The sequence below is a fragment of the Amycolatopsis sp. PSD-21 genome (genome assembly GCF_055561455.1).
The window spans coordinates 6,367,255-6,391,070 of the sequence record NZ_CM145712.1 but is presented as its reverse complement, the minus strand read 5'-3'; the positions used below and the strand labels follow the sequence as shown (position 1 = coordinate 6,391,070).

Sequence of the window (23,816 nt, the reverse complement as noted above, 5' to 3'; positions counted from 1 at the left end):
CGCCTGAACGGCCGGAAAATCCGCCATTATCAGGAGTGAAAGCGAGACCTCGGGGGAATCCGTTCGCGACGAAGGTGAGGTGCCTCGCGTGCGCAAGCAGATCGGCGAGCCGTCCGCCGCGGTCCTGGACGTCGGGTCGTTCGGCGCGCGGCTGGTGGTACTGGCCAAGGGCGGTTCGCCGCTCGACCCCGCGCTGAACCACCAGACGCGGCTGCGCCTGGACCGGGAACTCGACGATGACGGGAACCTGACCCGGCGTGGTATCGACGCGGTCTCCTCCGCGGTCGAGGCGGGGATGACGATGGCCGCCAAGCACGGCGTCGAAAACGTGTATCCGCTCGCCACCTCGTCGATCCGCGACGCGGCCAACGTCAAGCAGGTCGTCCGCGACGTCGCGAAGGCCACCGGGGTCAAACTGCGGTTCCTCACCGGCCGCCGCGAGGCCGAACTGGCCTACGTCGGCGCGCGCCGGTGGTACGGCGCTTCCGCCGGCGGGCTGCTGGTGCTCGACATCGGCGGCGGGACCGTCGAGCTCGCCGCGGGGGACGCCGAGGAGGCCGGGTTCGCGCACTCCCTGCCGCTCGGCGCGCGATCACTGACCCGGGACTGGTTCGCCACCGAATGCCCGTCGCCCAAGGTGGTACGGGCGATGCGGGAACACGTGCTCGACGAGGTCCGCGACGCGATGCAGGACGTTCTCCCGCATATCCGCGACCATCGCGCCGTCGGCTGCTCCAAGGTGCTGCGGCAGCTCGCCCGGCTCGCCGGGGACCGGCCGTCCCGCGCCAGGGAACTGCACCTCGACGACCTCCGCGCGTGGATCCCGCGGCTGGCGAAGCTGCCCGCGAAACGCCGCGCCGAGCTGCCGGGTATCTCGCGGCAACGCTCCCACCAGGCGCTCGCGGGCGCGATCGTCGCCGAGGCGCTGCTGACGCTGGCCGGCGGCCAGGTCGCCATCTGCCCGTGGTCCACCAGGGACGGGCTGCTGCTCGGCATGCTCGACGGGCTGGTCACGCCGGAGGGCGAACCGGCGAAAGCCGCCTGAGGACTGGCGCATCCGGCCGCGAGCGGGTACCCCGGACACATGAGGGAAAGCAAGAAGAACTTCGGGCAGGACGAGGAAGAAGACCTCGACGACCTTCGCGGGATCCAGCCGAAGACCGACGTGCCCAGCGCGCCGAACCGTGACATCGGGCCGCATGGCACCAAGGAGGTCGACGGCGTGCCGGGCAGCGGCGAGGTACCGGTCGAGCCTCCGGACTGAGCACTCACCCGTCCTTCGGCCGCCTCCGCGCCGGAGCGCGGCCCGCGGGCTGCACCGGCGCCGGACCCGGGTCGATCGCCGGGATCGGCAGCCGCACCGGCTCGGCGGTCACCGTGAACGTCTCGCCGTGGTGCGCCAGTTCCAGCGGCTCCCCGGTGATCACGTGGTACGTCGCGCCCTCGCCGTCGATCTCGACCTGGAACCGGGTGCCGCGGAAGGTCAGCCGGAACGCGATCCGCCGGAGTTGCGGCGGCAGCCTCGGCGCGAAGGTCAGCCGGCCGCCGTAGTCGCGCAGGCCGCCGAAACCGGCGACGGTGCCCTGCCACGCGCCCGCCAGCGAGGCCAGGTGCAGGCCGTTGCGGACGTTGTTGTGCACGTCGTGCAGGTCGGTGAGCGCCGCCTCGGCGAGGTAGTCGTAGGCCAGTTCGAGATGCCCGACCTCGGCCGCCACCACCGCCTGAGTTCCCGCCGACAGCGAGGAGTCCCGTACGGTCCGCGCCTCGTAGTACGCGAAGTCGCGCGCCTTCTCCTCGGGGCTGAAGGAATCCCCGCACAGATGCAGCGCGAGCACGAGGTCGGCCTGCTTGACCACCTGTTTGCGGTACAGGTCGAAGTACGGGTAGTTCAGCAGCAGCGGGTAGAAATCGGGGTCTGTGGCCTCGAAATCCCACTCGTCGTGTTCCAGGAACCCCTCGGACTGCGGGTGTACGCCGAGATCCTCGTCGTAGGGCACCAGCATCGCGTCGGCTGCCTTGCGCCACAACGCGACCTCGTCCGCGCCGACCTCGAACCGCCGGGCGATGTCGTCGTGCTGGCCGACGATTTCGGCGGCGTAGAACAGGTTCCGGCGGGCCATCAGGTTCGTGTAGACGTTGTTGTCCGCCACCGCGGAGTACTCGTCCGGTCCGGTGACGCCGTCGATCCGGAACCGGCCCCGCCGGTCGAAATGCCCGAGCGACAACCACAACCGCGCGGTTTCGAGGAGCAGTTCCGCGCCGCAGGTCCGCATGAACTCGTCGTCGCCGGTGGCGTTGAGATAGCGCACGACGGCGTCGGAGATGTCCGCGCTGACGTGGAACGCAGCCGTGCCGGCCGGCCAGTATGCCGAGCATTCCGCGCCGTTGATGGACCGCCAGGGGAACGCCGCACCGCGTAAACCCAGCTGGGTGGCCCTTTCCCGCGCCTTGTCCAAAGTGGAGTGACGCCAGCGCAACGCGTCCCGGGCGGCGTCCGGGATGCTGTAGGTGAGCACGGGCAGGACGAAGGTCTCGGTGTCCCAGAACGCGTGCCCGTCGTAGCCGGGGCCGGTCAATCCCTTGCCCGCCAAGGCCCTCGTCTCGCCGCGGGCTCCCGCCTGCAGGAGGTGGAAGAGCGCGAACCGCACGGCCTGCTGTAGTTCCGCGTCGCCGTCGATCTCGATGTCCGAGGTCTCCCAGAAGTCGTCGAGGAACGCCTTCTGCTCGGCGAGCAGCCCCTTCCAGCCGGTCTGGCGTGCCCCGGCCAGCGCGGCCTCGACCTGCGCGCGCACGGCGGGCACCGAACGCTGCGCGGACCAGCCGTAGGCGAGGAACTTGGTGATCCGCAGCCGCCCGCCCTTGGGCACGTCGACGGCGATGGTGAGCCGCGCGAGATCGTCCTCGGCCTCGATATGCGTGCGCACGCCGTCGGAGACGTCGATCTTGTGGTCCATCGCGGCGGCCATCCGCAACCCGGAGCGCCGGGTCTGGTGCACCAGCACGGCGTGATACGCCTCCGCGTGGTGGTATTCCCCGATCAGCGGCGACTCCAGCGCCGCCGCGACCCGCGGGTCACGCGTGTCGGATTCGATCGGTTCGTTCGCCAGGAGATCCGACTGCACCACCAGCTGGAGTTCGTCGTCGAGCGGCTCGACCTCGTACCTGATCGCCGCGACGGCCCGCTGGGTGAAGGAGACCAGGCGTTCGGTCTTCACCCGGACCCGGCGGCCGGTCGGTGAGGACCAGACGGTGTCGCGCGCGAGCGTGCCCTTCCGGAAGTCGAGGACGCGGTCGTGTTCGGTCGCCTGGCCGTACCGCATGTCGAGCGGCTCGTCCTCGACCAGCAGCCGGATGACCTTGCCGTCGGTCACGTTGACGACCGTCTGTCCCTCTTCGGGATAGCCGTAACCCGTTTCCGCGTAAGGAAGATCGTGCTGTTCGTAGAAACCGTTGAGATAGGTGCCGGGAAGACCGCGCGGCTCGGCCTCCTCCAGTGTGCCGCGCAGGCCGATGTGCCCGTTGGACACCGCGAACGCCGATTCGGTGCGCTGCAACGCGTCGACGTCCATCCCGTGCCAGCGCAGCTCCCAGGGCGCGACCTCGTAGCCGCGGAAAAGCGATTCGCTCACTTGCGGTCCTCCAGGAGCTCGGCGAGGTCGTCCACCACCACGTCGGCGCCGTGCGCGAGCAGTTCGCCCGCCTGGTGCGCGCGGTTGACCCCGACCACGTAACCGAAACCGCCGTCCTTGCCCGCCTGCACCCCCGCGAGGGCGTCTTCGAAGACGGCCGCGTTCGCCGGTGCGACACCGAACGCCTCGGCGCCGGCGAGGAACGAATCCGGGGCGGGTTTGCCACGCAGATTCTTTTCGGCGATCACGATCCCGTCGATCCGGGTTTCGACGAACTTGGTGAGATCGGCGGCGTCGAGCACCTTCGCGCCGTTGGCCGACGAGGTGACCACGCCGATGCGCAACCCAGCCGCCTTCGCGGCTTCCAGGTACCGGACGGAACCCGGGTACGGGGTCACGCCCTCGTCCTCGATGATCTTCAGCACCAGCTGGTTCTTCCGGTTCCCGACGCCGTTGACGGTGGCGGCGTCGATCCCGTCGTCCGGGCTTCCCTCGGGCAGTTCGATCCCGCGCGAGGTGAGGAACGTGCGGACGCCGTCGGCCCTCGGCCTTCCGTCGACGTAGGCCGCGTAGTCGTTGTCGGTGAACGGCGAGAACGAGTCACCGTCGCGGGCGCGCAGGAATTCGTCGAACGTGCGTTTCCACGCTTCGCGATGCTGGGCCGCGGTTCCGGTCAGCACGCCGTCGAGGTCGAAGAGACAGGCCGTGATGGTGTCGGGCAGACCGATCATGTCTGGCCACGCTACCCGGGCTCGCCGGTGCCCGCTCGGCTTCGTCAGGAGGCGCGGATCACGAGCGCGACATGCCGTGCGGCCCGGTCCAGCGGCTCCGGCGACCGGCGGACCCGGCTGACCAGCAGGGCGCCTTCGAGGTTGTTCATGATGGCCGTCGCGACGTCTTCGGGATCCGTGACGTCGCCGAGCAGTTCGACGAGCAGCGTGTGCCAGGCGGCGAACGCGTCCTGGCACGCCTTGGTGATCGCGGGCGAAGCGTGCGCCATCTCCAGCGTGATCGTGGCGAGCGGGCAGCCGCCGCGGTAGTCGTCGGCCGCCAGCGCCTCGCCCGCCTTGCGATACCACCAGGCCACGGCGCCCTCGACGGTCTCGGTGCGCTCGAAGGCGCGGCGGACCGTCTTGGACACGACGGCGGTGCCGAGTTCGATGGCGGCGACCGCGAGCTGTTCCTTGCCGCCGGGGAAGTGGTGGTACGCCGATCCCCACGGCGTCCCCGCCTCTTCGACCAGCCGTCGCCACGAGGTCGCCTGGTAGCCCTCGCGGCGGAAGAGCTTCATCGCCGTCGAGATCATCCGCTCGCGAGTCGTGGTGTCGGACACGTGGCTCAGCATAGCCCTTGACTAGGACGACCGTCTTAGGAAAGCCTAGGACGATCGTCTTAGGAGGCAGCCATGACCACCGACGTCACCGGGCAGACCAGGCAGAAGACCGTGACCTGGCAGGATCCGCTGCCCACCGCGCGGCTCGGCCGGGAAATGTCCGGGCTCGAGTACCTGACCGGGATCGCCGAGGGCCGGATCCCGCCGGCGCCGATCTCGGCGCATTTCGGCATGCGCTGGGTGAGCGTGGCCGAAGGCGACGTCGTGATCGCCGCGACGCCGGACGAGTCCCTGTACAACCCCATCGGGACCGTGCACGGCGGCGTCGCGGCGACCCTGCTGGATTCGGCGGTGGCGTGCGCGGTGCACTCGACCCTGCCCGCCGGTGTGGGGTACACCTCGGTGGAACTGAAGGTGAACTACCTGCGCGCCATTTCCGGCTCGGTGGGGGAGATCCGCGCGCACGGCTGGGTCGTGAAGGCCGGTTCGCGCGTCGCGTTCGCCGAGGGCGACATCCGCGACGGGCAGGGCAAGGTGCTCGCGACGGCGTCGAGCACCTGCCTGATCATCAAGCCCTAGAACATTTCCGCGCCGGGCGGCACCGGTTGCTTGACGTCCCAGTGCTCCACGATGAGCCCGTCCTCGACGCGGACGATGTCGACGACGGCCGCGCCGGATTCCTCATCCGGCCGGACGACGTGCAGGTGCACGACGACGTGCTCGTCGTCGGCGATCACGCGTTTCACCGAGACGTCCGCGCCCGCCATCGGCGAATTCCGCATCGCCTCCACGAAAGCGTCGCGGCCGGAAGGAAATCCCGGGCTGTGGGTGACGAAATCCGGGTGCACGTTCGTGCCCGCGGCGGCGAAGTCCTTGTGCACGAACATGTTCTCGAAGCAGTCGAGGACGATCTTCTTGGCTGTGGTCATAGGAACATCGTCCCTCCACTGTCGATTACCGCGGAGGTAAAGGCTTGCCTATGGAGGGGTTCCGGTCAGCGGGCCTGCGGAACGTCCGGCTCCAGGACGCACTGTGTGGATTTCGGTGCGTTGGATGACCGGAAATCCACACAGTCCCCGCGTGACCGGTACGGTCACGACGGCCAGACCGCCGGTGACGGGAGGGGTGTGTGGAAATAGGGACGTTGAACGTCCCTATTTCCACACACCCCTCACCCGCGGTGACGCTCACGCCCCATCAACCACGAGTGATCGCACGGGGTGAAGACTCGGTCCCTCGGCGACCGATCGCAAGTACCACGCCACATTCGACTTGCCACTCGACAACCCGAAACGCCACTCACGACCCGCTCGCCAGGTGCGAGCCGACGCGAACTTCCGACCCGGGCTTAAGCCGCGCCCACCTTGCGTTCGAAGACCAGGCCCTCGGCGGCGCGCAGGCCGACACTGATCGCGCCGGTCAGCACCCCGTCGTCGCCCAGTTCGCCCTGGACGACCGCCGGGACCAGGGGCGTGAACGAACGCAGGGCGCGGTCGATCGGGTCGAGCAGCAGATCGGCCGCGGTGCCGATCCCGCCGCCGAGCACGATCAGTTCGGGGTCGATCACCGCCGCCACCGACGCCACGGTGTACGCGAGCCTGTCGGCCTCCGCCTCGACGGCGCGCAGGGCGAGTTCGTCGCCGTCGCGGGCGAGCCGGAAGACCTCGCGGGCCGATTTCGCCGTGCCGAGGCCGAGTTCGCGCGCGCCGCGGACGACGGACTGCGCCGCCGTCGCCTCTTCGAGGTGGCCGCGGACCGGCGGCGAGTCCTCGCCTTCGCTCGCCGCGTGCGACTGGCCGTACGGCAGGTACCCGATCTCACCCGCCGCGCCCGTGGCGCCACGGAAGACCTGGCCGTTGACCATCACGCCCATGCCGACGCCGGTGCCGATGGTGATGCAGCCGAACACCGACGCGCCGCGCGCGGCACCGCGTTCCCATTCGCCGACGGCGGTGAGATTCGCGTCGTTCTCGACCATCAGATCCGGGCCGAGGACGGCTTCGAGTTCGTCGAGCAGGCCCGCCTTGCCCCAGCCGGGAAGGTTCGGCGCGTGCCGGAAGCAGCGTTTGTCCGGGTCGGCGACGCCGGGGGAGCCGAGGACCCGCACGACGATGTCCGCCTGCGACAGTCCCGCTTCGCGCACGGTGGCCGCGGCGAGGGCGCCCACCGCGCTGACGAGCGCGGTGCCCGACCGCGAGGTGTTCCGCTCGTCACGGCGGGCGACCACGGTATGGCCGAGATCCGAGACGGCGACGCGCAGATGCTCGCGTCCGATGTCGACACCGAGGACGTAGCCCGCCGTGGGATCCGCTTCGTAGAGGACGGCGGACCGGCCGGTGCCGGTCGAGGTGTGCCCGGTCGCCCTGGCGAGCCCGGCCGCTTCGAGCGCCAGTAACGCTTGGCTCACCGTGGGTTTCGAAAGCCCGGTGTCCTTCGCGACCTGGGGCCGCGTCGCCGGGCCGCTGCGGCGCAGGAGGTCCAGCACGGCGCGCTGATTGATCTTCCGCATCCCGGCGGGGGTGCCGACGGGTGGGTTTTCTGCGCCAACCACGAGCTTCGCCTCCTGTCGAACCAAGGTGTTCCACCAAAGTTATCCGCCTCCGGCCCGAAATGGGCAAGAAGGTTTACATTCGGTGGTCCAAGGCGACGATAAACGTGCCCGCGCCGCGAATCGCGCACGCCGCGCGCGAAAAACCGTGATTCACCCGGTATCCGTGCGCGTGCTCCCAGTGACCGGTAATGGTCTAGACCAGAAGATTCAAGCCACGTGGCGGCTCGCCGGGCGCCGGAAACCCCTGTGCTGACGGGGTCGTTCGGCGACTTCGCCGGTTTCGTGGTCCGGTTCGGCGGTGCGGGAATCCGGGTAACCGGCCGTCGTCGCCGGGCTGGGGCGGTTGCGCAGCCGGTGCTGGCGGTTCACCACGAACAGCAGCAACACCCCGGCGACGACCAACCCGTGCGTGAGCACCCGTCCGGCGGTCACCTGCCCGGTGACGAGGTCGCCCGCCGACAACGCCAGCAGGAGCGCGACGAAACCGGTCAGCGCGGGCAGCTGCCCGGCCGCCGCCTTCGTGCGGACGGCCGCCCAGCCGAGGCCGACACCGACGGCGAGGTTCCACGCGCTGCTTTCATGCGAAAGGTGCCCGATCAGGGATTCCGTGCCGTGTCCCGCGGTGTGGTCTTCCACGCCCAGGAGCTGGGCGAAGGCGAGGCCGAGCTGCGCGATCGCGACCAGCGCGAGCGCGATCCTGGCCGTCCAGCCCTCACTCGGCGGGGCGGGGGTGCGTTCGAGGATGACGGCGGTGAGGTCCGGGACCGGGGGAGCGGGCCGCAGCAGCATCCCCCGGTGCATCCGCTCGGCGCGCGAAAGCCACGAGCGGCACGCGGGGCAGCCGGCCACGTGCCGGTCGACCACCTCGGGCGGGGCGGGTTCGGTTTCGCCGTCGAGCCGGGCCGACAGGGCCTCGCGGCAGGTCTCGCACTTCACGTCTCACTTGTCGGGCGCGGGCCTGCCCCGGTTCCCGGGACGCTGCTACGTTTCTCGTATGGCCAGGCCGCGCAACCACGACGACGAGCGGGTGACCGAGCTCGCTCTCGCCGCCGCCCGCGGCGACCGGCGGGCGCTCGAGGACTGGGTGCGTGCCACCCAGGCCGACGTCTGGCGTTTCGTCGCGCACCTCGCCGACGTCGGCGCCGCCGACGATCTCACCCAGGAGACGTACCTGCGGGCGTTCGGCAGCCTGCGGCGGTTCGCCGGCCGGTCCTCGTCGCGGACCTGGCTCCTGTCGATAGCGCGCCGTGTCGTCGTCGACCGCATCCGGGCGGCTTCGGCACGACCGAAGCTCGCCGACGTCGACTGGGAGGCCACGGCCGAGCGGCGTGGCGCCCGCCAGGCCGAGGGCGTCGCCGGGTTCGAGGATCTTGTGGAGCTGCGGATGCTGCTCGACGGGCTCGACCCGGAGCGGCGCGAGGTCCTCGTCCTCACCCAGGTGCTGGGGCTCTCGTACGCCGAGGCCGCCGAGATCTGCGGCTGCCCGGTCGGCACCGTGCGCTCGCGTGTCGCCCGTGCCCGCGAAGACCTGCTCGAAGCGGGCCGGGAGCGCGACTCCATCTAGCCCTCGCTGTGGCGCGCCACACATTCGGGGCCGTTCGCTGTCATCTCGTCACACAGATGGGCCGACCCGACTACTCCGCGTTGACTAGGCCGAATGCCGATGCCTAGCGTGTCGCCATCCGACCCCAGGCCGCGCGAGGGTCCCCGCCTTCTCCGCGCGCTCTCGAAGGGATCTTCCCGATGGCCAGTCCCACCACTGGAACCCAAGGCGAGGCTCCGGACTCCGGAGGCCTCGGCCGCCGCCGGTTCCTGAGCTTCCTCGTCGCCGCGCCCACGCTCACGATCGCCACGAAGATCGGTATCGACACCGTCGCGCCCGAAGAGGCCGAAGCCGTCATCCCGACCCCGCCCGGACCGGCCGAGATCCTCGACCTCGGCGACGTGCTGATCCTGTCGAACGCCCCCACCGCCGGTCTCCTGGTGCTCGAAGTCCGCGAAGACGGCCGCGTGCGGCTCGAACTGCCGCGGACCGAGGTCGGCCAGGGCATCACCACGGCGAACGCCATGCTGGTCGCCGAGGAGATGGACCTGCCGCTCGACCGCGTCGACGTCGTCCTCTCCGACGCCCGCTCCGAGCTGCTGTTCAACCAGCTGACCGGCGGTTCCAACACGATGCGCTCGCTCTACACCCCGGTGCGGGTCGCGGCCGCCGCCGCGCGTGCCCGCCTGGTCGCGGCCGCCGCCCGGCAGTGGGGCGCCGAGGCCGCGCGGCTGTCCACAAGGGACGGTGCGGTGATCGCGCCCGACGGCCGCCGGGCAGGCTACGGCGCCCTCGCCAAGCCCGCCGCCCGCGCCGACCTCGGCAAGGTGACCGCGACCCCGAAGGTGGAGTCCGCGCACCGGCTGGTCGGCACGCCGCAGTCGCGCAAGGACGCCCGCGCGATGGTCACCGGGCAGCTGCAGTACACGCTGGACCTGGACATCCCCGGCGCGAAGCCGGTCATGGTCCGCCGTCCGCCGACGATCAACGGAACGGTGAAGCAGGTCAACAACGAGGCCGCCGTCCGCGCGATGCCCGGCATCATCGACATCGCCGTGATCAAGACCGGGGTCGCGGTGATGGCCGAGACCTTCGGCCAGGCGCTGGACGGCAAGAACGCCCTCGACGTCACCTGGAACGGCGGCACCGTCGACGGCGAGAACAACGCGACGATCAAGAAGAAGCTGCAGGCCGCGGCGCTCCCGTTCGTCGTGCCGCCGCTGCTGACCCAGTACGTCGACGGCGAGTTCGACTTCGCCTTCGCCAGTCACGCGCCGCTGGAGACCAACTCGGCCGTCGCCGACGTCCGGGAGGACAGCGCGACCATCTGGTCCGGGATGAAGGTCCCGATCCTCGCGAAGCAGAACATCGCGCAGGAGCTCGGGCTGCCGGAGAACAAGGTCACCGTGCACGTCCAGCAGGCGGGTGGTTCCTTCGGCCGTCGGCTGTTCTCCGACGGCGCCATCGAGGCCGCGCGTGCCTCGAAGGCGTTCAAACGGCCGGTCCGGCTGATGTGGAGCCGCATCGACGACATGCGCCACGGCCGCGCGCGGGCCGCGAGTCACCACAAGATCCGCGCCACCTTCGCGCTCGGCCAGGTGCTCACCTTCGAGCACCGCGTCGCCAGCGTGGAAACCGACTGGAGCCACGGGCTCGGCGAGGTCCTCACGGCGTTCGCCTCCGAACTGCCCGTCGGCGGCAACCTGAGCTTCGCGCAGACGGTGTTCCTCCTGACGGTGAAGTCGCCGTACAACTTCGGTGTCACGACGCAGTTGCTCAACGAGGTCCCGGTGGACTTCCACACCGGTGCCTGGCGGTCGGTGTACTCCGCGAGCACGCGCGGCGCGGAAGAGATCATGGTCGACGAGATCGCCGCGAAACTCGGCAAGGACCCGGTCGAGTTCCGGCGCGAGTTCATCAAGAACGACCGGCAGCGCGCGGTGCTGGACAAGGTCGCCGAACTCGGCGAGTGGGGCAAGAAGATGCCCAAGGGTTTCGCGCAGGGGGTCGCCGTGCACGGCGAGTACAAGTCGTACACCGCCTGCCTCGTCGAAATGGACGCTCGCGACCCGAAGAAACCGCGCGTCACGAAGGCGACCATCGCGGTCGACGTCGGCAAGCCGATCAACCCGCGCGGGATCGAGGCGCAGATGCTCGGCGGCCTGACCGACGGCATCTCCACCACGCTGACCGCGGGTCTGCACATCGACAAGGGCCTGCCGCTGGAAGGCAGCTACTCGCAGTTCCACTACGCGCGGCAGAAGAACTCGCCGACGGACGTCAAGGTGTTCGTGATGCCGGAGACGGGCGAGATCGGCGGCGCCGGGGAACTCGGCGTGCCCGCGCCGGTCGGCGCGATCGCCAACGCCTACGCGCGGGCCACCGGGATCAAACCGCGCAGCTTCCCGATCAACTTCCCGATCGACTTCGAACCCTTCCCCCGCTGACTTTCCTTCCCCGCCAAGGAGTTCCGATGCCCAACTACACCTTCACGGTGAACGGGAAGACCGTCACCGTCGACGCCCCCGCGGATCTGCCCATGCTGTGGGCACTGCGGGACAAGCTCGGCGTCCGCGGGCCGAAGTACGGCTGCGGGATCAACGTCTGCAAGGCCTGCACCAGCCACCTCGACGGCGAGGCGTTCAACCCGTGTGTGACGCCGGTGTCCGAATGCTCGGGCAAGGAGGTCACCACGATCGAAGGCCTCGCCGACGGCGACGACCTGCACCCGGTGCAGGAGGCCTGGCTGGAGCAGGACGTCGCGCAGTGCGGTTACTGTCAGCCGGGGCAGATCATGGCCGCGGTGGCGCTGCTGAAGAAGACGAAGAACCCGACCGACGCCGAGATCGACGCGATCCAGAACGTCTGCCGGTGCGGCACTTACTTCCGTATCCGCGAAGCCATCAAGAGCGCGGCCGCGAAGCTGTGAAATCCCGCCGGTGCGGCGGGAATCCCGATTTTCCGCCGCACCGGCGGCGCCCGCCGGTTTCGACAGGCCGCCCGCGGGCAAGTCGTGTTAGATGGCGTCCCCAGGGGCTCGACGAGGAGTCCCTGCCCCGGAGGACGTCCATGCACTACCGAACTGTGCTCCGCGAAGGTTCGGCCGCCGTCGTCGCCGAGCTGGCCGTGGAGGTCGAGAAGCAGCTGCCGGCGCTCATCGACAGCACCGTCGGGCAGATCCGTGCCGAGATGCCGGTGTACCGCGACGCGCAGTTCGTCAGCCTCGCCGAACTGCGGACGTCGGTGCGGAACAACCTCGAGTTCGTCATGCGGACCCTCCGCGGCACTGAGGAACCGGACCTCTCCCAGGCCAGGGCGACCGGGCGCGCCCGCGCGCTGCAGGGCGCGCCGCTGCCGGAGCTCCTGCGCGCCTACCGGATCGGGCTCACCGAGGTGTGGAACCGGTTCGTCGAGCTGACCGCTTCGAGCGAGCACCAGGACCTCCGCGGTCTCGTCGCCGCCACGTCGGCGATCTGGGCGCTGGTCGACGACTACGCCGAGGCGCTGACGACGACGTATCGCGACACCACCGCCGAAGTCATGCTGGCGCACCAAAGCAGACGCTCCGCGTTGGTCGAGGCGCTGTTCGCCGGCGGCGCGGCCACCGAGGGCACGCTGTGGGACATCGCGCGTGTGCTGGAGCTCTCGCTCGACGGGACCTATGTGGTCGTCGCCGCCGAGACCCCGCGCGTCGGGCACGAACCGTTGCCGCAGATCGAAAACCGGCTCCGCGAACGGCATCACGCGTCCGCCTGGCGGCTCACCCCGGACCTGCAGGTCGGCGTGGTCTCGATGCGGGATCCGGCGGCGTCGCAGGTGATCATCGAGCTGTTGCGGGAGAACCAGACCGGCCGGATCGGCGTCAGCCCGGTGTTCACCGGCCTCGGGAACACCTCCCGCGCGCTGCACCTCGCCAGGGTCGCGCTCTCCAGCCTGCTGCCGGGGTCGACGGGAATGGTGCAGTTCAACGAATCGCCGCTGGCCGGTCTCGTCGCCAGCGCGCCGGAGGCGTCGGTCCAGCTCGCGCACCACGTGCTGCGGCCGATCCTGGACCTGCCCGGCGACGACCGGAACGTGCTCCTGCTGACGTTGCGGGCGTGGTTCGAATGCCAGGGCTCGACGAAACTGACGTCCGAGCGGATGTTCTGTCATCCCAACACGATCCGGCACCGGCTGAAGCGGATCTCCGAGGAACTGGGCCGTTCGCTGACCGACCCGGCCGACATCGCCGAACTCGGCGCCGCCCTGCGCGCGCTCCACATGTTCCCGGACACCTCGCATCTGCCCTCGCCGAGGGATCCGCTGCGCTAGGTTCGTCTCCATGGAACAGTTCGCCATCGGCGGAGACCTGCCCGTGCGCCGGATCGGTTTCGGTGCCATGCGCCTGCCGACCGAAGCGGGACCCGGACGTGAGCATTCGATCGCCGTCGCGCGGCGCGCGGTCGAGCTCGGCATCACACTGATCGACACCGCGCATCTCTACGGCGGGGGAGCGAACGAGGAGCTGCTGGCCGAAGCGCTGTATCCGTACCCGGACGACCTGGTTATCACCACCAAGGTCGGCGTCGTGCGGACCGGCGACGACTGGAAGTACGACGCCCGCCCGGAATCGCTGCGGTTGCAGGTCGACGAGGGGCTGCGACGGCTGCGCGCCGAGCGGATCGAGCTGCTGCAGCTGCACCGCCTCGACCCCGAAACCCCGCTGGCCGACCAGCTCGGCGCGCTGCGGGATCTGCGCGACGAAGGCAAGATCGGCCGGATCGGGCTCTCCGAGGTCACCGCGGACGAACTCGCGCGAGCACGGGAGATCGTGGACATCGCGAGCGTGCAGAACCGCTACAGCCTCTTGGACCGTTCGTACGAGTCGGTGCTGGACGCGTGCGAAGCGGCCGGAATCGCTTTCCTGCCTTGGCGTCCAGTGCTCGGCGCCGCTTCCGAGGCCGGTTCCGAGCTCACCGCCGTCGCCGCCGAACTGGGAGTGACCACGGCGCAGGTCGGGCTCGCGTGGCTGCTGGCGCGGTCGCCGGTGATCCTGCCGATCCCCGGGACGGCGAATATCGCGCACCTTGAGGAGAACTTCGCCGCGGGGGACGTGAAGCTGACCGCCGAGCACCTGGAGCGCTTGTCCTCGTGAAGGGTGAAGGCACGTGGGTTCGGGGCGCCGCGCTCACCGGTCCGTGAAGGCCTCCTTACCTACCCTGAAGGTAGGGACGGGGCCCTTCACTACCAGCCGATGTGGGCCGCCCCCTGTCGCGAAAGCCACTTTCGGGACGCTGAGCGTCGCGAAAGTGGCTTTCGCGACACGCCCGATTTGCCTTACCCCTCAAGAGAACCGACCACGAGGTCGGACCTGGGACCAACCGGACTAGGGCTTGACGGCCTCCACGAGCACCCGCCGCGAGTGCGCGACGAACTTCCCGTCGGTCTCGATGATCCGATGGAGTTCCGCGAGCCGGTCGCGGTACGTCTCGACCTCGAACCCCGGCACGATCCAGATCACCTTCCGGAGGAAGTGGACGACGGCGGCGAGGTCGAAGAACTCCATCCGCAGTTTCGCCGGTTCGAGACGCTCGACGCGCAGCCCGACGGCCTCCGCCTCGACGCGCAGGACGTCGGGTGTCCAGCCGCCGTAGTCCTGCGGGCCGAGGAAGAACTCCTTCAGCTCCCGCACGGTACCGGCGCCGATCTGTTGCGACAGGAAGGTTCCGCCCGGGCGCAGCACGCGGGCGATCTCCCGCCACGGGTTCGCGATCGGATGGCGGCTGGTCACCAGATCGAAGGACTCGTCGGGGAAGGGCAATGGCGCGTCGTGCTCGGCCTCGACCACCTCACCGCCCAGCGGCGCGAGGTTCCTTCGGGCGACCTCGACGTTCGGCGGCCAGCCTTCGGTGGCGGCGAGGACCGGCGGCGGTTCCGGGATGCCCGCGAGCACCTCGCCGCCGCCGGTCTGCAGGTCCAGCCCGGCGGCGGCCGCCGCCATCCGCTCGCCGAGCAGCCGCGAGTAACCCCACGGCGGCCGTTCCTCCGTGGCCCGGCCCTCGAACCACGAGAAATCCCAGCCTTCGACCGGGACGGCCTCTCCTTCGGCGAGTAGATCTTCGAAAGTCATGCTCGCAGTCTCGGCGCCCCGGCCCGGCGGGGCAACGCGATTTCGGGTGTCATCCGGCGTCGGTCGAGCGCTTCCAGAGGTTGATGTCGGCCTCGGTGGCGTAGCGGTCGATCTCGGCCAGCTCTTCCTTCGTGAAGTGCAGGTTCTTCAGCGCGCCGACGTTGTCCTCCAGCTGGGCGACGCTGCTCGCGCCGATCAGCACCGACGTCATCCGCGGGTCGCGCAGGCCCCACGCGAGCGCGAGCTGCGCCAGCGTCTGCCCGCGCCGCTGGGCGATCTCGTTCAGCGCCCGGATCTTGCCGAGGGCGCTCTCGGTGATCGTGTCCGGGTTGAGCGACTTCCCTTGCGCCGCACGGGAATTCTCGGGAACCCCGTCGAGGTAGCGGCTGGTCAGCAGCCCCTGCGCGAGCGGCGAGAAGGCGATACAGCCCGCGCCTTCGGCTTCGAGCGTGTCGAGCAGTTTGTCGCCTTCGAGCCAGCGGTTGAACATCGAGTACGACGGCTGGTGGATCAGCAGTGGGGTGCCCAGTTCGCGCAGGAGCCGGGCGGCCTCGGCGGTCTTCTCCGACGAGTACGACGAGATGCCGACGTACAGCGCGCGTCCGGAGCGGACGGCGGTGTCGAGCGCGCCGACCGTCTCTTCGAGCGGGGTCTCGGGGTCGAAGCGGTGCGAGTAGAAGATGTCGACGTAGTCCAGGCCCATCCGGCCGAGCGACTGGTCCAAAGAGGACAGCAGGTACTTGCGCGAGCCCCATTCGCCGTACGGGCCGGGCCACATGTCGTAGCCGGCCTTGGTCGAGATGACCAGTTCGTCCCGGTAGGGCTTGAAGTCCGACGCCAGCAGCCTGCCGAAGTTCTCCTCGGCCGAGCCGTAGGGCGGGCCGTAGTTGTTGGCGAGGTCGAAATGGGTGATGCCCAGGTCGAACGCGCGCCGCGCGATGTCCCGCTGGGTGCCGAGCGGCTTGTCGTTCCCGAAGTTGTGCCACAGGCCCAGCGAGATCGCGGGCAGCTTCAGGCCACTGCGCCCGGTGCGGCGGTAGGGGATGCTCTCGTATCGGCCCTCGGCCGCGACATAGGTGCTCACGGCCCGATGCTAGCCGCCGTGAAGAGGGCGGCGACGGACGCGAGGTGGTCTTTGAACGCCGAAGGGCTCTCGACCTCGAAAGGCGCGCCGATGGCGGCGAGGATCAGGACGGGCCAGTCGAAGGTGTCGACGTTCATCGTCAGACGACACGAGGTCTCGTCGATCGCTTCGAGCGCGCCGCCGAGGTACCGCACGGCCGCCTCGACCTGTGCCTTCGGCGCCTCGACCCGGACGACCAGCGAATGCGTGGTCGGCCTCGCCTTGATCTGGGCTTCGACGAACTTGACCGCGTCGCCGCCGGGGATCTCGCGCGGGCGGTAGCGGGCGCCGGTGGTGCGAGGCTCGCTGAGCCTGTCGACGCGGAACGTGCGCCAATCCACCCGATCGAGGTCCCAGGCCACCAGGTACCAGCGCCGTCCGAGTGAGACGAGCCGGTGCGGCTCGACCAGCCGTGCGGACTCCTCGCCGCCGCGTGCCGCGTAGTCGAACTTCAGCCGCTCGTCGTCCCGGCACGCCTGCGCGATCACCGTCAGGCTGGCGGCGTTGACCCTGGGGCCGGTGACGGCCGCCGGCGTCGTGTACGCCTGGAGCGCGTCGACCCGCCTGCGCAACCGGGGCGGCATCACCTGGACGACCTTCGTCAGCGCCCGGACCGAGGTCTCCTCGATGCCCTCCACCGAACCGCTCGCCGCCGTCCGCAGGCCGACGGCGATCGCCACGGCCTCTTCGTCGTCCAGCAGCAACGGCGGCATGACCGTGCCCGACCGCAGCTGGTAGCCGCCCGCGACACCGCGGCTCGCGTTGACCGGATAACCCAGCTCGCGCAGCCGCTCGACGTCGCGCCGCAGCGTCCGCTCGCTCACCTCGAGTTTGTCGCTCAGTTCGATCCCCGACCAGAAGCGGTGTGTCTGCAGCAGGGACAGCAACCGCAGCATCCGCGCACTCGTATTCGCCATGAATCCAGGTTCGCTCGCATTCCGGTCAGAAAGTGGCCGGAATTGACTTTAGCGTTGTTCCCATGACGATGACACTGGACACCCCGAGCGGTGTGACCACGGAAAACGTGGAGAAGTCCTACCGCTGGCGCTGGCCCGCGCTGTTCGTGATCCTGACCGGGTCGGTGATGGAACTGCTCGACATGACGGTCACGAGCATCGCCGGACCGGTCATGCGGGAGTCGCTCGGCGGCGGCACCGCGATGATCCAGTGGCTCGGCGTCGCCTACACCCTCGCGATGGTGTCCGGCCTGCTCACCGGCGGCCGCCTCGGCGACATCTTCGGCCGCAAGCGCATGTTCCTGATCGGCGCGATCGGTTTCGTCGCCGGCTCGCTGTTCTGCGCGGTCGCGGTGAACCCGGAGATGATCATCACCGCGCGGGTGGTGCAGGGACTCTTCGGCGCCGCGATGGTCCCGCAGGGCCTCGGCATGATGAAGGAGATGTTCTCCGGCAAGGAACTTCAGTCCGCGTTCGGCATGTTCGGCCCGGTGATGGGGCTCGCCGCGGTCGGCGGCCCGATCCTCGCGGGCTGGCTGGTCGACGCCGATCTCTTCGGCACCGGCTGGCGGATGATCTTCCTGATCAACCTGCCGATCGGTGCGCTGGCCGTGCTCGCCGCGTTGAAGTTCCTGCCTGCCAGCCGGCCGGGTGCCTCGCTCAAACTCGACATCCCCGGTGCGCTGCTCGCCACGACCGGCGCGCTGCTGATCGTCTTCCCGCTGGTGCAGGGCCGCGAGTACGGCTGGCCGCTGTGGACGTTCGCGATGATGGCCGCCGCGGTCGTGGTGTTCGGGGTGTTCGCGTGGTTCGAGAAGCGCAAGAGCGCTCGCGGCGGTGACCCGCTGGTGGAGCCGAGCCTGTTCCGCAAGCGCAGCTTCCTCGCCGGGATGGCGACCGGGACGATCTATTTCGCGGCGTTCTCCGGCTTCGGTCTCGTCTTCACGCTGTACCTGCAGCTCGGGCTCGGTTTCTCGCCGCTCAAGGCGGGGCTGAGCGGGGTGCCGATGTCGCTGGGGATGATCGTCGGGATGGGCCTGGTGCAGGCGGTGCGCAAGCACGGCCGCAAGGTGCTGCACACCGGTGCCCTGATCATGACCGCCGGTGTGGTCGCGTTGCTGCTGGTCCTCGGCCCGGAGACGGGTCCGTGGCAGATCGCGCCCGCGTTGCTGGTGGTCGGGATCGGCTCCGGCCTGATCATGGGGCCGTACTTCGAGATCGCGCTGTCCGGAGTGGAACCGTCGGAGGCCGGATCGGCGTCGGGGGCGCTGACGTCGCTCCAGCAGGTCGGCGGCGCGCTGGGACTGGCGTTGCTGGGCACGGTGTTCTTCGACGCCGGGACCGCCGACCCGACCGACGCGGCCCAGCGGACGTTCTGGGTGGTCGCGGTGATGGTGATGCTCACCTTCGCGGTCGGGTTCCTGCTGCCGAAGCGGATCCGCGACGTAGAGTCGGCCGGGTAGGCGATCGAGCTGGGAGGCCGCGTGGCTGGGACCGGGTACTTCACATCCGTCGAAGACGTGACGGCGAAGCTCGCCGACACCGGCTACCTGGCCTCCGCGGCCGTCGCCACCACGGTGTTCCTCGCGGACGCCCTCGGCAAGCCGTTGCTGATCGAGGGCCCCGCGGGGGTCGGCAAGACCGAGCTGGCGAAGGCGGTCGCGCAGGCCAGCGGCTCCCGGCTCGTGCGGTTGCAGTGCTACGAAGGCGTCGACGAGTCGCGTGCGCTGTACGAGTGGAACCACGCGAAGCAGCTTCTCCGGATCACCGCCGGCAAGGACGAGACCTGGGACGAAGCCCGCAACGACATCTTCGGTGAAGAGTTCCTGCTGGCCAGGCCGCTGCTGACGGCGATCAAGGGCGACGAGCCGACGGTCCTGCTCATCGACGAGACCGACAAGGCCGACGTCGAGATCGAGGGCCTGCTGCTGGAGGTGCTCGGCGACTTCCAGATCACCGTCCCGGAACTCGGCACGATCACCGCCGGGCGCAAACCGTTCGTGGTGCTGACCTCGAACGCGACGCGTGAGCTTTCCGAGGCGCTGCGACGGCGTTGCCTGTTCCTGCACATCGATTTCCCCGACGCCGCACTGGAGCAGCGCATCGTGCGGCTCAAGGTGCCGGGCGTCGACGACGCGCTCGCCGCGTCCGTGGTCAAGGTGATCACCGCGCTGCGGGCGATGGAACTGCGGAAGGCGCCGTCGGTCGCCGAAACCATCGACTGGGCCCGCACCCTGCTGGCACTCGGCGCCGACAGCCTCGGCGAGGACGTCGTCCGCGCGAGCCTCGGCGTCATCCTCAAACACCAGGACGACGTCGTGAAGGCGGACGCGCGGCTGGAACTCGGCAAGGTCCTCGGCTCGTGAGCGGTGTGCCGGGCAGGCTCGTCGAATTCGTGGAAGCGTTGCGGGAGCACGGGATCCCGGCGGGTCCCAGCGAGACGGTCGACGCCGCCGCGGCACTCGAAGTGCTCGGTCTGGCCTCCCGCGAGCAGATGCGTGAAGGGCTCGCGGCGGCACTGGTCCGGCGCGGCGGCCAGCGTGCCGTGTTCGACGCGACGTTCGACATCTACTTCCCGCTCGGCGTCGGCGCCCCGTCGCAGGATCCCGTCGAAGACCTGGCCGCGTTGCGGGATCGGCTCGCCGCGGCGCTCGCGGCCAACGACCAGACGGAACTGACGCAACTGGCCGGGCTCGCGGTCGACATGCTGGGGGAGTACGGCGGTACGGCGGGAAGCGGCGGCTGGTCGGCGCACCAGACACTGGAACGGCTTCAGCCGCAGACACTCGTGGTCCGCGTCCTCGAAGCGATCCGCGCGGGCGGCCAGGAGGACTTCACCGACAGACTGGACCGCGACGACGTCCGGCGGCGGGTCGAAGGCTTCCGTGGGCTGGTGCGGACCGAAGCCCGCCGCAGGGTGGCGGAAGTCCGTGGCAGGGAACGGGTTTCGCGGCACGCCGTGCCACCGGCGGCCGACCGCGTCGACTTCCTGCTCGCCAGTCGCGCGCAGCTCGCCGAACTCCGCCGCGTCGTCCAGCCGCTGTCACGCAAGCTCGCCACCAGGCTGGCCGCCCGGCGACGGCGGCACGCGCGCGGGCAGATCGACCTGCGCCGGACGCTGCGGCGCTCGCTGTCCACCGGCGGCGTCCCGATGCGGCCGTCGTACCGGCGGCACCGGCCGGGACGGCCGGAAATCGTGCTGCTGTGCGACATGTCGGGCTCGGTGGCCGGTTTCGCGAACTTCACCATGCTGCTGGTGCAGGCGTTGCGCGACCAGTTCAGCAAGGTGCGGGTGTTCGCGTTCATCGACGCGTGCGACGAGATCACCCACCTCGTCGACACCGGGGCCGCCGATCCGGAGGACCTCGGCGCGCGCATCCTCGCCGACGCGGAACTGACCCGCTGGGACGGGCACAGCGACTATGGGCACGCGCTCGGCGAGTTCGCCGAGCGCTATTCGGATGCCGTGGGGCCCAAGACGTCCCTGCTCATCCTCGGGGACGCCAGGACCAACGGCGGCGACCCGAATCTGGAGGCGGTGCGCGGGATCGCCGCCGCGGCGAGGCATACGTACTGGCTCAACCCCGAGCGGACCGCGCTGTGGTCCACCGGGGACTCCGAGGCGCACGCGTACGCCCAGGTCGTCGAAATGCACGAATGCCGGAACGTGCACCAGCTGACGCGGCTGGTGACCAGATTGCTGCCGGCTTAAGGCTTCAGCGCGGCCTTCCCATAGGCGTCGGCGTTGCTGAACACTTCCTGCCCGTACGCGGTGGAGTTGTTGTAGGTCAGCACCGCGGTCCACCAGCCGGCGGGGTCTCCGAGGTCGCCGCCCCGGGCGCACATGTACCGCGCGGTCGTCAGCGCCGCGTCGTCGATGTTCTGCGGGTCGGGCGCGTCGCCGTCGCCGCTCGCGCGGACGCCGTACCGCTTCCAGGTGGCGGGCAGGAACTGCATGGGCCCGACCGCGCGATCCCACTTCGCGTCGCCGTCGAGGGCGCCCTTGTCGGTGTCGACGACCGCCAGCACACCGGGGGAGCCGTCGAGCGGGATGCCGATGATCGGCGGCGTCACGACGCCGTCCTCACCGGCGCGGGAACCGTCGTGCCGGGCGTGCTGGGACTCGGTCCGGCCGATCCCGGCGATGGTCGCCCAGGTGATTTCGCAGCGTGGAGTGGTCTTCGCGGTCTTCTCGGCGGCGTTCACGTAGGCCCGCAGCGCGCGCGAGGGGATGTCCGTGTTCTCCGACACCTTCGCGATCCAGGCGTCCTTCGCGGGCTCCGCGGGCAGCGGTCCGGCGTCGCCGGGGATCGCCGAACGCGGGGCGGGCTTGAGCGCGGGGACCTCGAACGCCGGCTTGACCGGCACCGGCTCGCGGTCGCTGAGACTGATCACGACCCAGACGGCACCGGCGACCAAGGCGCCGACGACCAGGAGCGCGAGCATCACGCAGCCACGCGGGCCACGTTTCCTGGGCGGCTGTTCCCACTGGTCCATGAGGTCCAGTGTCGAAGGGGACGAAGCGGTCACCGGTTCCACGGTACGTGACGAATGTGGAGAACTTGTGTGGCCCGCCGTCCGGGTGACCCGGCCCACCTCCGCGTTTCGTCCTCTGAATGCGGTCCTTGCGCGTGCAACTACCGCAAGTAGAGGACCAACTGCGGGGTGCGATCGCCCCTTTTGCCCGGTTGACAGCGCTTCGGGCGGGTGGTGAGACTGGTCCGCGTTAGGAAGGTTTCTTAACGAGGGCTCGCCGCGCCCCTGCTTCACGGAACGCAACGACGCTTCTGAAGGAGGCACAAAGTGGTACGCCCAAGATGGCGGGCGGCGCTGGTCACGGTGCTCGCGGCCGCCTCGGTCCCGATCTCCGCCCAGGCCGCTTCCGCGGCTCCCGTCCGCTACGAGTCCGAGAACGCGACGATCTCGCGCGGCTTGGTTGAAGCGAATCACACCGGCTTCACCGGATCGGGCTTCGTCAACTACGACAACGTCACCGGCAGCTACGTCGAGTACACCGTCAACGCGGCGCAGGCCGGGCAGCACACGCTGACCTTCCGCTACGCCAACGGCACCACCGCCAACCGCCCGCTCGACATCACCGTCAACGGCTCCCTCGCCGTCGACGACCTCGGGTTCGCCGGCACCGGCGCGTGGACGACCTGGCGGACCGTCACCACCACGGTGAACCTCGCCGCGGGCAGCAACAAGATCCGCACCACCGCCGTCACGTCGAACGGCGGCCCCAACGCCGACTCGCTGTCGGTCGAGGCCAGTGGCGGCTCCAACGACACCGAAGCGCCGACGGCGCCGGGCACACCCACCACGTCGAACGTGACCTGCGGCAGCGTGACCCTGACCTGGCAGGCCTCGGCCGACAACGTCGGCGTCACCGGGTACCGCGTGCTCCGGAACGGGCAAACCGTTGCCACGACGGCGAATCCGCCCGCGACGGTGACCGGTCTCGCCGCGTCGACCGCCTACTCGTTCACGGTGGTCGCCCACGACGCGGCGGGGAACACGTCCGCGCCGAGCGCCGCCGTCTCCGCCACCACACCGGCGTGCGGTACCGGGACACCGGTGTCCATCAACGGAAAGCTCCACGTCTGCGGCGTCAAACTGTGCAACCAGTACGGCAAGCCCATCCAGCTGCGGGGGATGAGCACGCACGGGATCCAGTGGTACAGCCAATGCGTGAAGACCGCCTCGCTGGACGCGCTGGCCAACGACTGGAAGGCCGACATCCTGCGCGTCGCGATGTACATCCAGGACGACGGCTACGAGAGCAACCCGCGCAAGTTCACCGACATGATGCACAACTACATCGAAGAAGCGACGAAACGCGGGATGTACGTCCTCGTCGACTGGCACCAGCTCGACCCGGGCGACCCGAACGCGAACACCCATCTCGCGAAGACCTTCTTCACCGAGATCGCCCAGCGGCACAAGGACAAGGTCAACATCATCTACGACGTCGCGAACGAACCGAACGGCGTCAGCTGGGCGGACGTGAAGCGGTACGCCGAAGAGGTCATCCCGGTGATCCGCGCCCAGGACCCGGACAGCGTCGTCTTCCTCGGGACGCACGGCTGGTCGACCTTCGGCGTCTCCGACCAGCGTGACGAGACCGACATCCTGAACAACCCGGTGCACGCCACCAACATCATGTACACGTTCCACTTTTACGCGGCGTCGCACCAGGACGAGCACTACGACGCACTGGCGCGGACGGCCGACAAGCTCCCGGTCTTCGTCACGGAATTCGGCACCCAGACCTACACGGGTGACGGCGGGAACGACTTCGCCTACTCGCAGAAGTACCTTGATCTGCTGGCCGCCAAGAAGATCGGCTGGACGAACTGGAACTTCTCCGACGACTTCCGCTCCGGTGCCGTGTTCAAGACCGGGACCTGCGCCGGGAACTCCTTCACCGGCACTTCGATGCTGAAGCCCGCCGGTGTCTGGGTGCGGGACCGCATCCGCACGCCGGACGACTTCCCGACCGGCTGACCCTCGGACGCCTCGTGCCCGCTTTCCGGGCACGAGGCGTTCCCCGGCGTGGCAGACTCCGCCGG

The 23,816-nt window shown here is 69.7% G+C and carries 22 protein-coding genes; 12 read left to right on the top strand and 10 right to left on the bottom strand.

Annotated elements, in window-relative coordinates; all coding sequences use genetic code 11:
- Window positions 1-88 precede the first annotated feature (88 nt).
- Together ACZ1DY_RS29845 and ACZ1DY_RS29840 are read left to right on the top strand one after the other, a co-directional pair.
- Complete coding sequence (locus ACZ1DY_RS29845; protein WP_126733666.1) at window positions 89-1,045, top strand: Ppx/GppA phosphatase family protein; 957 nt, start codon at window positions 89-91, stop codon at window positions 1,043-1,045.
- Between the two features lie 39 nt (window positions 1,046-1,084).
- Window positions 1,085-1,264, top strand: coding sequence for a hypothetical protein (locus ACZ1DY_RS29840; RefSeq protein ID WP_126733665.1), 180 nt, complete (start codon window positions 1,085-1,087; stop codon window positions 1,262-1,264).
- A 4-nt stretch (window positions 1,265-1,268) separates the two neighbouring features.
- Here ACZ1DY_RS29840 and ACZ1DY_RS29835 read toward each other — a convergent pair whose 3' ends face one another.
- From ACZ1DY_RS29835 to ACZ1DY_RS29825, 3 genes are read right to left on the bottom strand one after another with little or no spacing between them, the layout of a single operon-like run.
- Window positions 1,269-3,629, bottom strand: a complete 2,361-nt coding sequence (locus tag ACZ1DY_RS29835) for a glycoside hydrolase family 65 protein (protein WP_465481649.1) — start codon at window positions 3,627-3,629, stop codon at window positions 1,269-1,271.
- On the bottom strand, window positions 3,626-4,360 hold the full coding sequence (locus ACZ1DY_RS29830) for an HAD family hydrolase (protein ID WP_257485428.1): 735 nt from the start codon (window positions 4,358-4,360) through the stop codon (window positions 3,626-3,628). The genes ACZ1DY_RS29835 and ACZ1DY_RS29830 overlap by 4 nt, the downstream gene beginning before the upstream one ends.
- 44 nt (window positions 4,361-4,404) lie before the next feature.
- Window positions 4,405-4,962 (bottom strand): TetR/AcrR family transcriptional regulator, encoded by a 558-nt coding sequence (locus ACZ1DY_RS29825; protein WP_465481648.1) that lies wholly within the window; start codon window positions 4,960-4,962, stop codon window positions 4,405-4,407.
- Window positions 4,963-5,034: 72 nt separating this feature from the next.
- Here ACZ1DY_RS29825 and ACZ1DY_RS29820 point away from each other — a divergent pair, with 72 nt between their 5' ends.
- Window positions 5,035-5,541, top strand: a complete 507-nt coding sequence (locus tag ACZ1DY_RS29820; RefSeq protein WP_034319130.1) for a PaaI family thioesterase — start codon at window positions 5,035-5,037, stop codon at window positions 5,539-5,541.
- On the opposite strand, the gene ACZ1DY_RS29815 is transcribed toward ACZ1DY_RS29820, so the two are convergent.
- From ACZ1DY_RS29815 to ACZ1DY_RS29805, 3 genes are all read right to left on the bottom strand, one after another.
- A complete protein-coding gene (locus ACZ1DY_RS29815) occupies window positions 5,538-5,891 on the bottom strand; it encodes a nuclear transport factor 2 family protein (RefSeq protein ID WP_465481647.1) in 354 nt (117 codons plus the stop codon). The two genes, ACZ1DY_RS29820 and ACZ1DY_RS29815, sit on opposite strands and share 4 nt — an antisense overlap.
- Window positions 5,892-6,310: 419 nt before the next feature.
- Complete coding sequence (locus tag ACZ1DY_RS29810) at window positions 6,311-7,513, bottom strand: ROK family transcriptional regulator (RefSeq protein WP_465481646.1); 1,203 nt, start codon at window positions 7,511-7,513, stop codon at window positions 6,311-6,313.
- A 207-nt stretch (window positions 7,514-7,720) separates the two neighbouring features.
- Window positions 7,721-8,449, bottom strand: coding sequence for a zf-HC2 domain-containing protein (locus ACZ1DY_RS29805; RefSeq protein ID WP_465481645.1), 729 nt, complete (start codon window positions 8,447-8,449; stop codon window positions 7,721-7,723).
- Between the two features lie 58 nt (window positions 8,450-8,507).
- On the opposite strand from ACZ1DY_RS29805, the gene sigC reads away from it, so the two are divergent.
- From sigC to ACZ1DY_RS29780, 5 genes are all read left to right on the top strand, one after another.
- Window positions 8,508-9,077 carry an RNA polymerase sigma factor SigC gene (sigC, locus tag ACZ1DY_RS29800; protein ID WP_126733658.1) on the top strand — a complete coding sequence of 190 codons (570 nt, stop codon included), beginning with the start codon at window positions 8,508-8,510 and terminating at the stop codon, window positions 9,075-9,077.
- A 179-nt stretch (window positions 9,078-9,256) separates the two neighbouring features.
- Window positions 9,257-11,503, top strand: coding sequence for a xanthine dehydrogenase family protein molybdopterin-binding subunit (locus ACZ1DY_RS29795; RefSeq protein ID WP_465481644.1), 2,247 nt, complete (start codon window positions 9,257-9,259; stop codon window positions 11,501-11,503).
- A gap of 26 nt (window positions 11,504-11,529) precedes the next feature.
- The gene (locus ACZ1DY_RS29790; RefSeq protein ID WP_034324549.1) at window positions 11,530-11,985 is read left to right on the top strand and encodes a (2Fe-2S)-binding protein; all 456 of its coding nucleotides are present in this window, start codon (window positions 11,530-11,532) and stop codon (window positions 11,983-11,985) included.
- Window positions 11,986-12,125: 140 nt separating this feature from the next.
- Window positions 12,126-13,367, top strand: a complete 1,242-nt coding sequence (locus ACZ1DY_RS29785; RefSeq protein ID WP_465481643.1) for a PucR family transcriptional regulator — start codon at window positions 12,126-12,128, stop codon at window positions 13,365-13,367.
- Window positions 13,368-13,377: 10 nt separating this feature from the next.
- Entirely contained in the window at window positions 13,378-14,190 is an 813-nt protein-coding gene (locus ACZ1DY_RS29780; protein WP_465481642.1) for an aldo/keto reductase, read from the top strand.
- Between the two features lie 231 nt (window positions 14,191-14,421).
- On the opposite strand, the gene ACZ1DY_RS29775 is transcribed toward ACZ1DY_RS29780, so the two are convergent.
- Genes ACZ1DY_RS29775 through ACZ1DY_RS29765 form a run of 3 tightly spaced genes read right to left on the bottom strand, consistent with a single transcriptional unit; the run spans window position 14,422 to window position 17,205 of the window.
- Window positions 14,422-15,165, bottom strand: coding sequence for a class I SAM-dependent methyltransferase (locus ACZ1DY_RS29775; protein ID WP_465481641.1), 744 nt, complete (start codon window positions 15,163-15,165; stop codon window positions 14,422-14,424).
- A 49-nt stretch (window positions 15,166-15,214) separates the two neighbouring features.
- Complete coding sequence (gene mgrA, locus ACZ1DY_RS29770; RefSeq protein ID WP_465481640.1) at window positions 15,215-16,249, bottom strand: L-glyceraldehyde 3-phosphate reductase; 1,035 nt, start codon at window positions 16,247-16,249, stop codon at window positions 15,215-15,217.
- Window positions 16,246-17,205, bottom strand: a complete 960-nt coding sequence (locus ACZ1DY_RS29765) for a helix-turn-helix transcriptional regulator (RefSeq protein ID WP_465481639.1) — start codon at window positions 17,203-17,205, stop codon at window positions 16,246-16,248. The genes mgrA and ACZ1DY_RS29765 overlap by 4 nt, the downstream gene beginning before the upstream one ends.
- Window positions 17,206-17,267: 62 nt before the next feature.
- On the opposite strand from ACZ1DY_RS29765, the gene ACZ1DY_RS29760 reads away from it, so the two are divergent.
- Genes ACZ1DY_RS29760 through ACZ1DY_RS29750 form a run of 3 tightly spaced genes read left to right on the top strand, consistent with a single transcriptional unit; the run spans window position 17,268 to window position 20,956 of the window.
- Complete coding sequence (locus ACZ1DY_RS29760) at window positions 17,268-18,707, top strand: MFS transporter (protein WP_465481638.1); 1,440 nt, start codon at window positions 17,268-17,270, stop codon at window positions 18,705-18,707.
- Between the two features lie 21 nt (window positions 18,708-18,728).
- Window positions 18,729-19,610, top strand: coding sequence for an AAA family ATPase (locus ACZ1DY_RS29755; protein WP_192741216.1), 882 nt, complete (start codon window positions 18,729-18,731; stop codon window positions 19,608-19,610).
- A complete protein-coding gene (locus ACZ1DY_RS29750) occupies window positions 19,607-20,956 on the top strand; it encodes a vWA domain-containing protein (RefSeq protein WP_257485439.1) in 1,350 nt (449 codons plus the stop codon). The genes ACZ1DY_RS29755 and ACZ1DY_RS29750 overlap by 4 nt, the downstream gene beginning before the upstream one ends.
- Here the strand turns inward: ACZ1DY_RS29750 and ACZ1DY_RS29745 are convergent.
- On the bottom strand, window positions 20,953-21,774 hold the full coding sequence (locus ACZ1DY_RS29745; RefSeq protein WP_465481637.1) for a lytic transglycosylase domain-containing protein: 822 nt from the start codon (window positions 21,772-21,774) through the stop codon (window positions 20,953-20,955). The genes ACZ1DY_RS29750 and ACZ1DY_RS29745 overlap by 4 nt on opposite strands.
- Window positions 21,775-22,047: 273 nt before the next feature.
- Between ACZ1DY_RS29745 and ACZ1DY_RS29740 the strand changes: the two genes are divergently transcribed.
- The gene (locus tag ACZ1DY_RS29740; protein ID WP_465481636.1) at window positions 22,048-23,751 is read left to right on the top strand and encodes a cellulase family glycosylhydrolase; all 1,704 of its coding nucleotides are present in this window, start codon (window positions 22,048-22,050) and stop codon (window positions 23,749-23,751) included.
- Window positions 23,752-23,816 lie beyond the last annotated feature (65 nt).

What these genes read in the sequence shown, in the direction of transcription:
- ACZ1DY_RS29830 (WP_257485428.1), bottom strand. Translation starts at nt 4,360, where the DNA reads ATGATCGGTCTGCCCGACACCATCACGGCCTGTCTCTTCGACCTCGAC.
- ACZ1DY_RS29815 (WP_465481647.1), bottom strand. Translation starts at nt 5,891, where the DNA reads ATGACCACAGCCAAGAAGATCGTCCTCGACTGCTTCGAGAACATGTTC.
- ACZ1DY_RS29785 (WP_465481643.1), top strand. Translation starts at nt 12,126, where the DNA reads ATGCACTACCGAACTGTGCTCCGCGAAGGTTCGGCCGCCGTCGTCGCC.
- ACZ1DY_RS29760 (WP_465481638.1), top strand. Translation starts at nt 17,268, where the DNA reads ATGACGATGACACTGGACACCCCGAGCGGTGTGACCACGGAAAACGTG.
- sigC (WP_126733658.1), top strand. Translation starts at nt 8,508, where the DNA reads ATGGCCAGGCCGCGCAACCACGACGACGAGCGGGTGACCGAGCTCGCT.
- ACZ1DY_RS29775 (WP_465481641.1), bottom strand. Translation starts at nt 15,165, where the DNA reads ATGACTTTCGAAGATCTACTCGCCGAAGGAGAGGCCGTCCCGGTCGAA.
- ACZ1DY_RS29790 (WP_034324549.1), top strand. Translation starts at nt 11,530, where the DNA reads ATGCCCAACTACACCTTCACGGTGAACGGGAAGACCGTCACCGTCGAC.
- ACZ1DY_RS29780 (WP_465481642.1), top strand. Translation starts at nt 13,378, where the DNA reads ATGGAACAGTTCGCCATCGGCGGAGACCTGCCCGTGCGCCGGATCGGT.
- ACZ1DY_RS29765 (WP_465481639.1), bottom strand. Translation starts at nt 17,205, where the DNA reads ATGGCGAATACGAGTGCGCGGATGCTGCGGTTGCTGTCCCTGCTGCAG.
- ACZ1DY_RS29840 (WP_126733665.1), top strand. Translation starts at nt 1,085, where the DNA reads ATGAGGGAAAGCAAGAAGAACTTCGGGCAGGACGAGGAAGAAGACCTC.
- ACZ1DY_RS29795 (WP_465481644.1), top strand. Translation starts at nt 9,257, where the DNA reads ATGGCCAGTCCCACCACTGGAACCCAAGGCGAGGCTCCGGACTCCGGA.
- ACZ1DY_RS29820 (WP_034319130.1), top strand. Translation starts at nt 5,035, where the DNA reads ATGACCACCGACGTCACCGGGCAGACCAGGCAGAAGACCGTGACCTGG.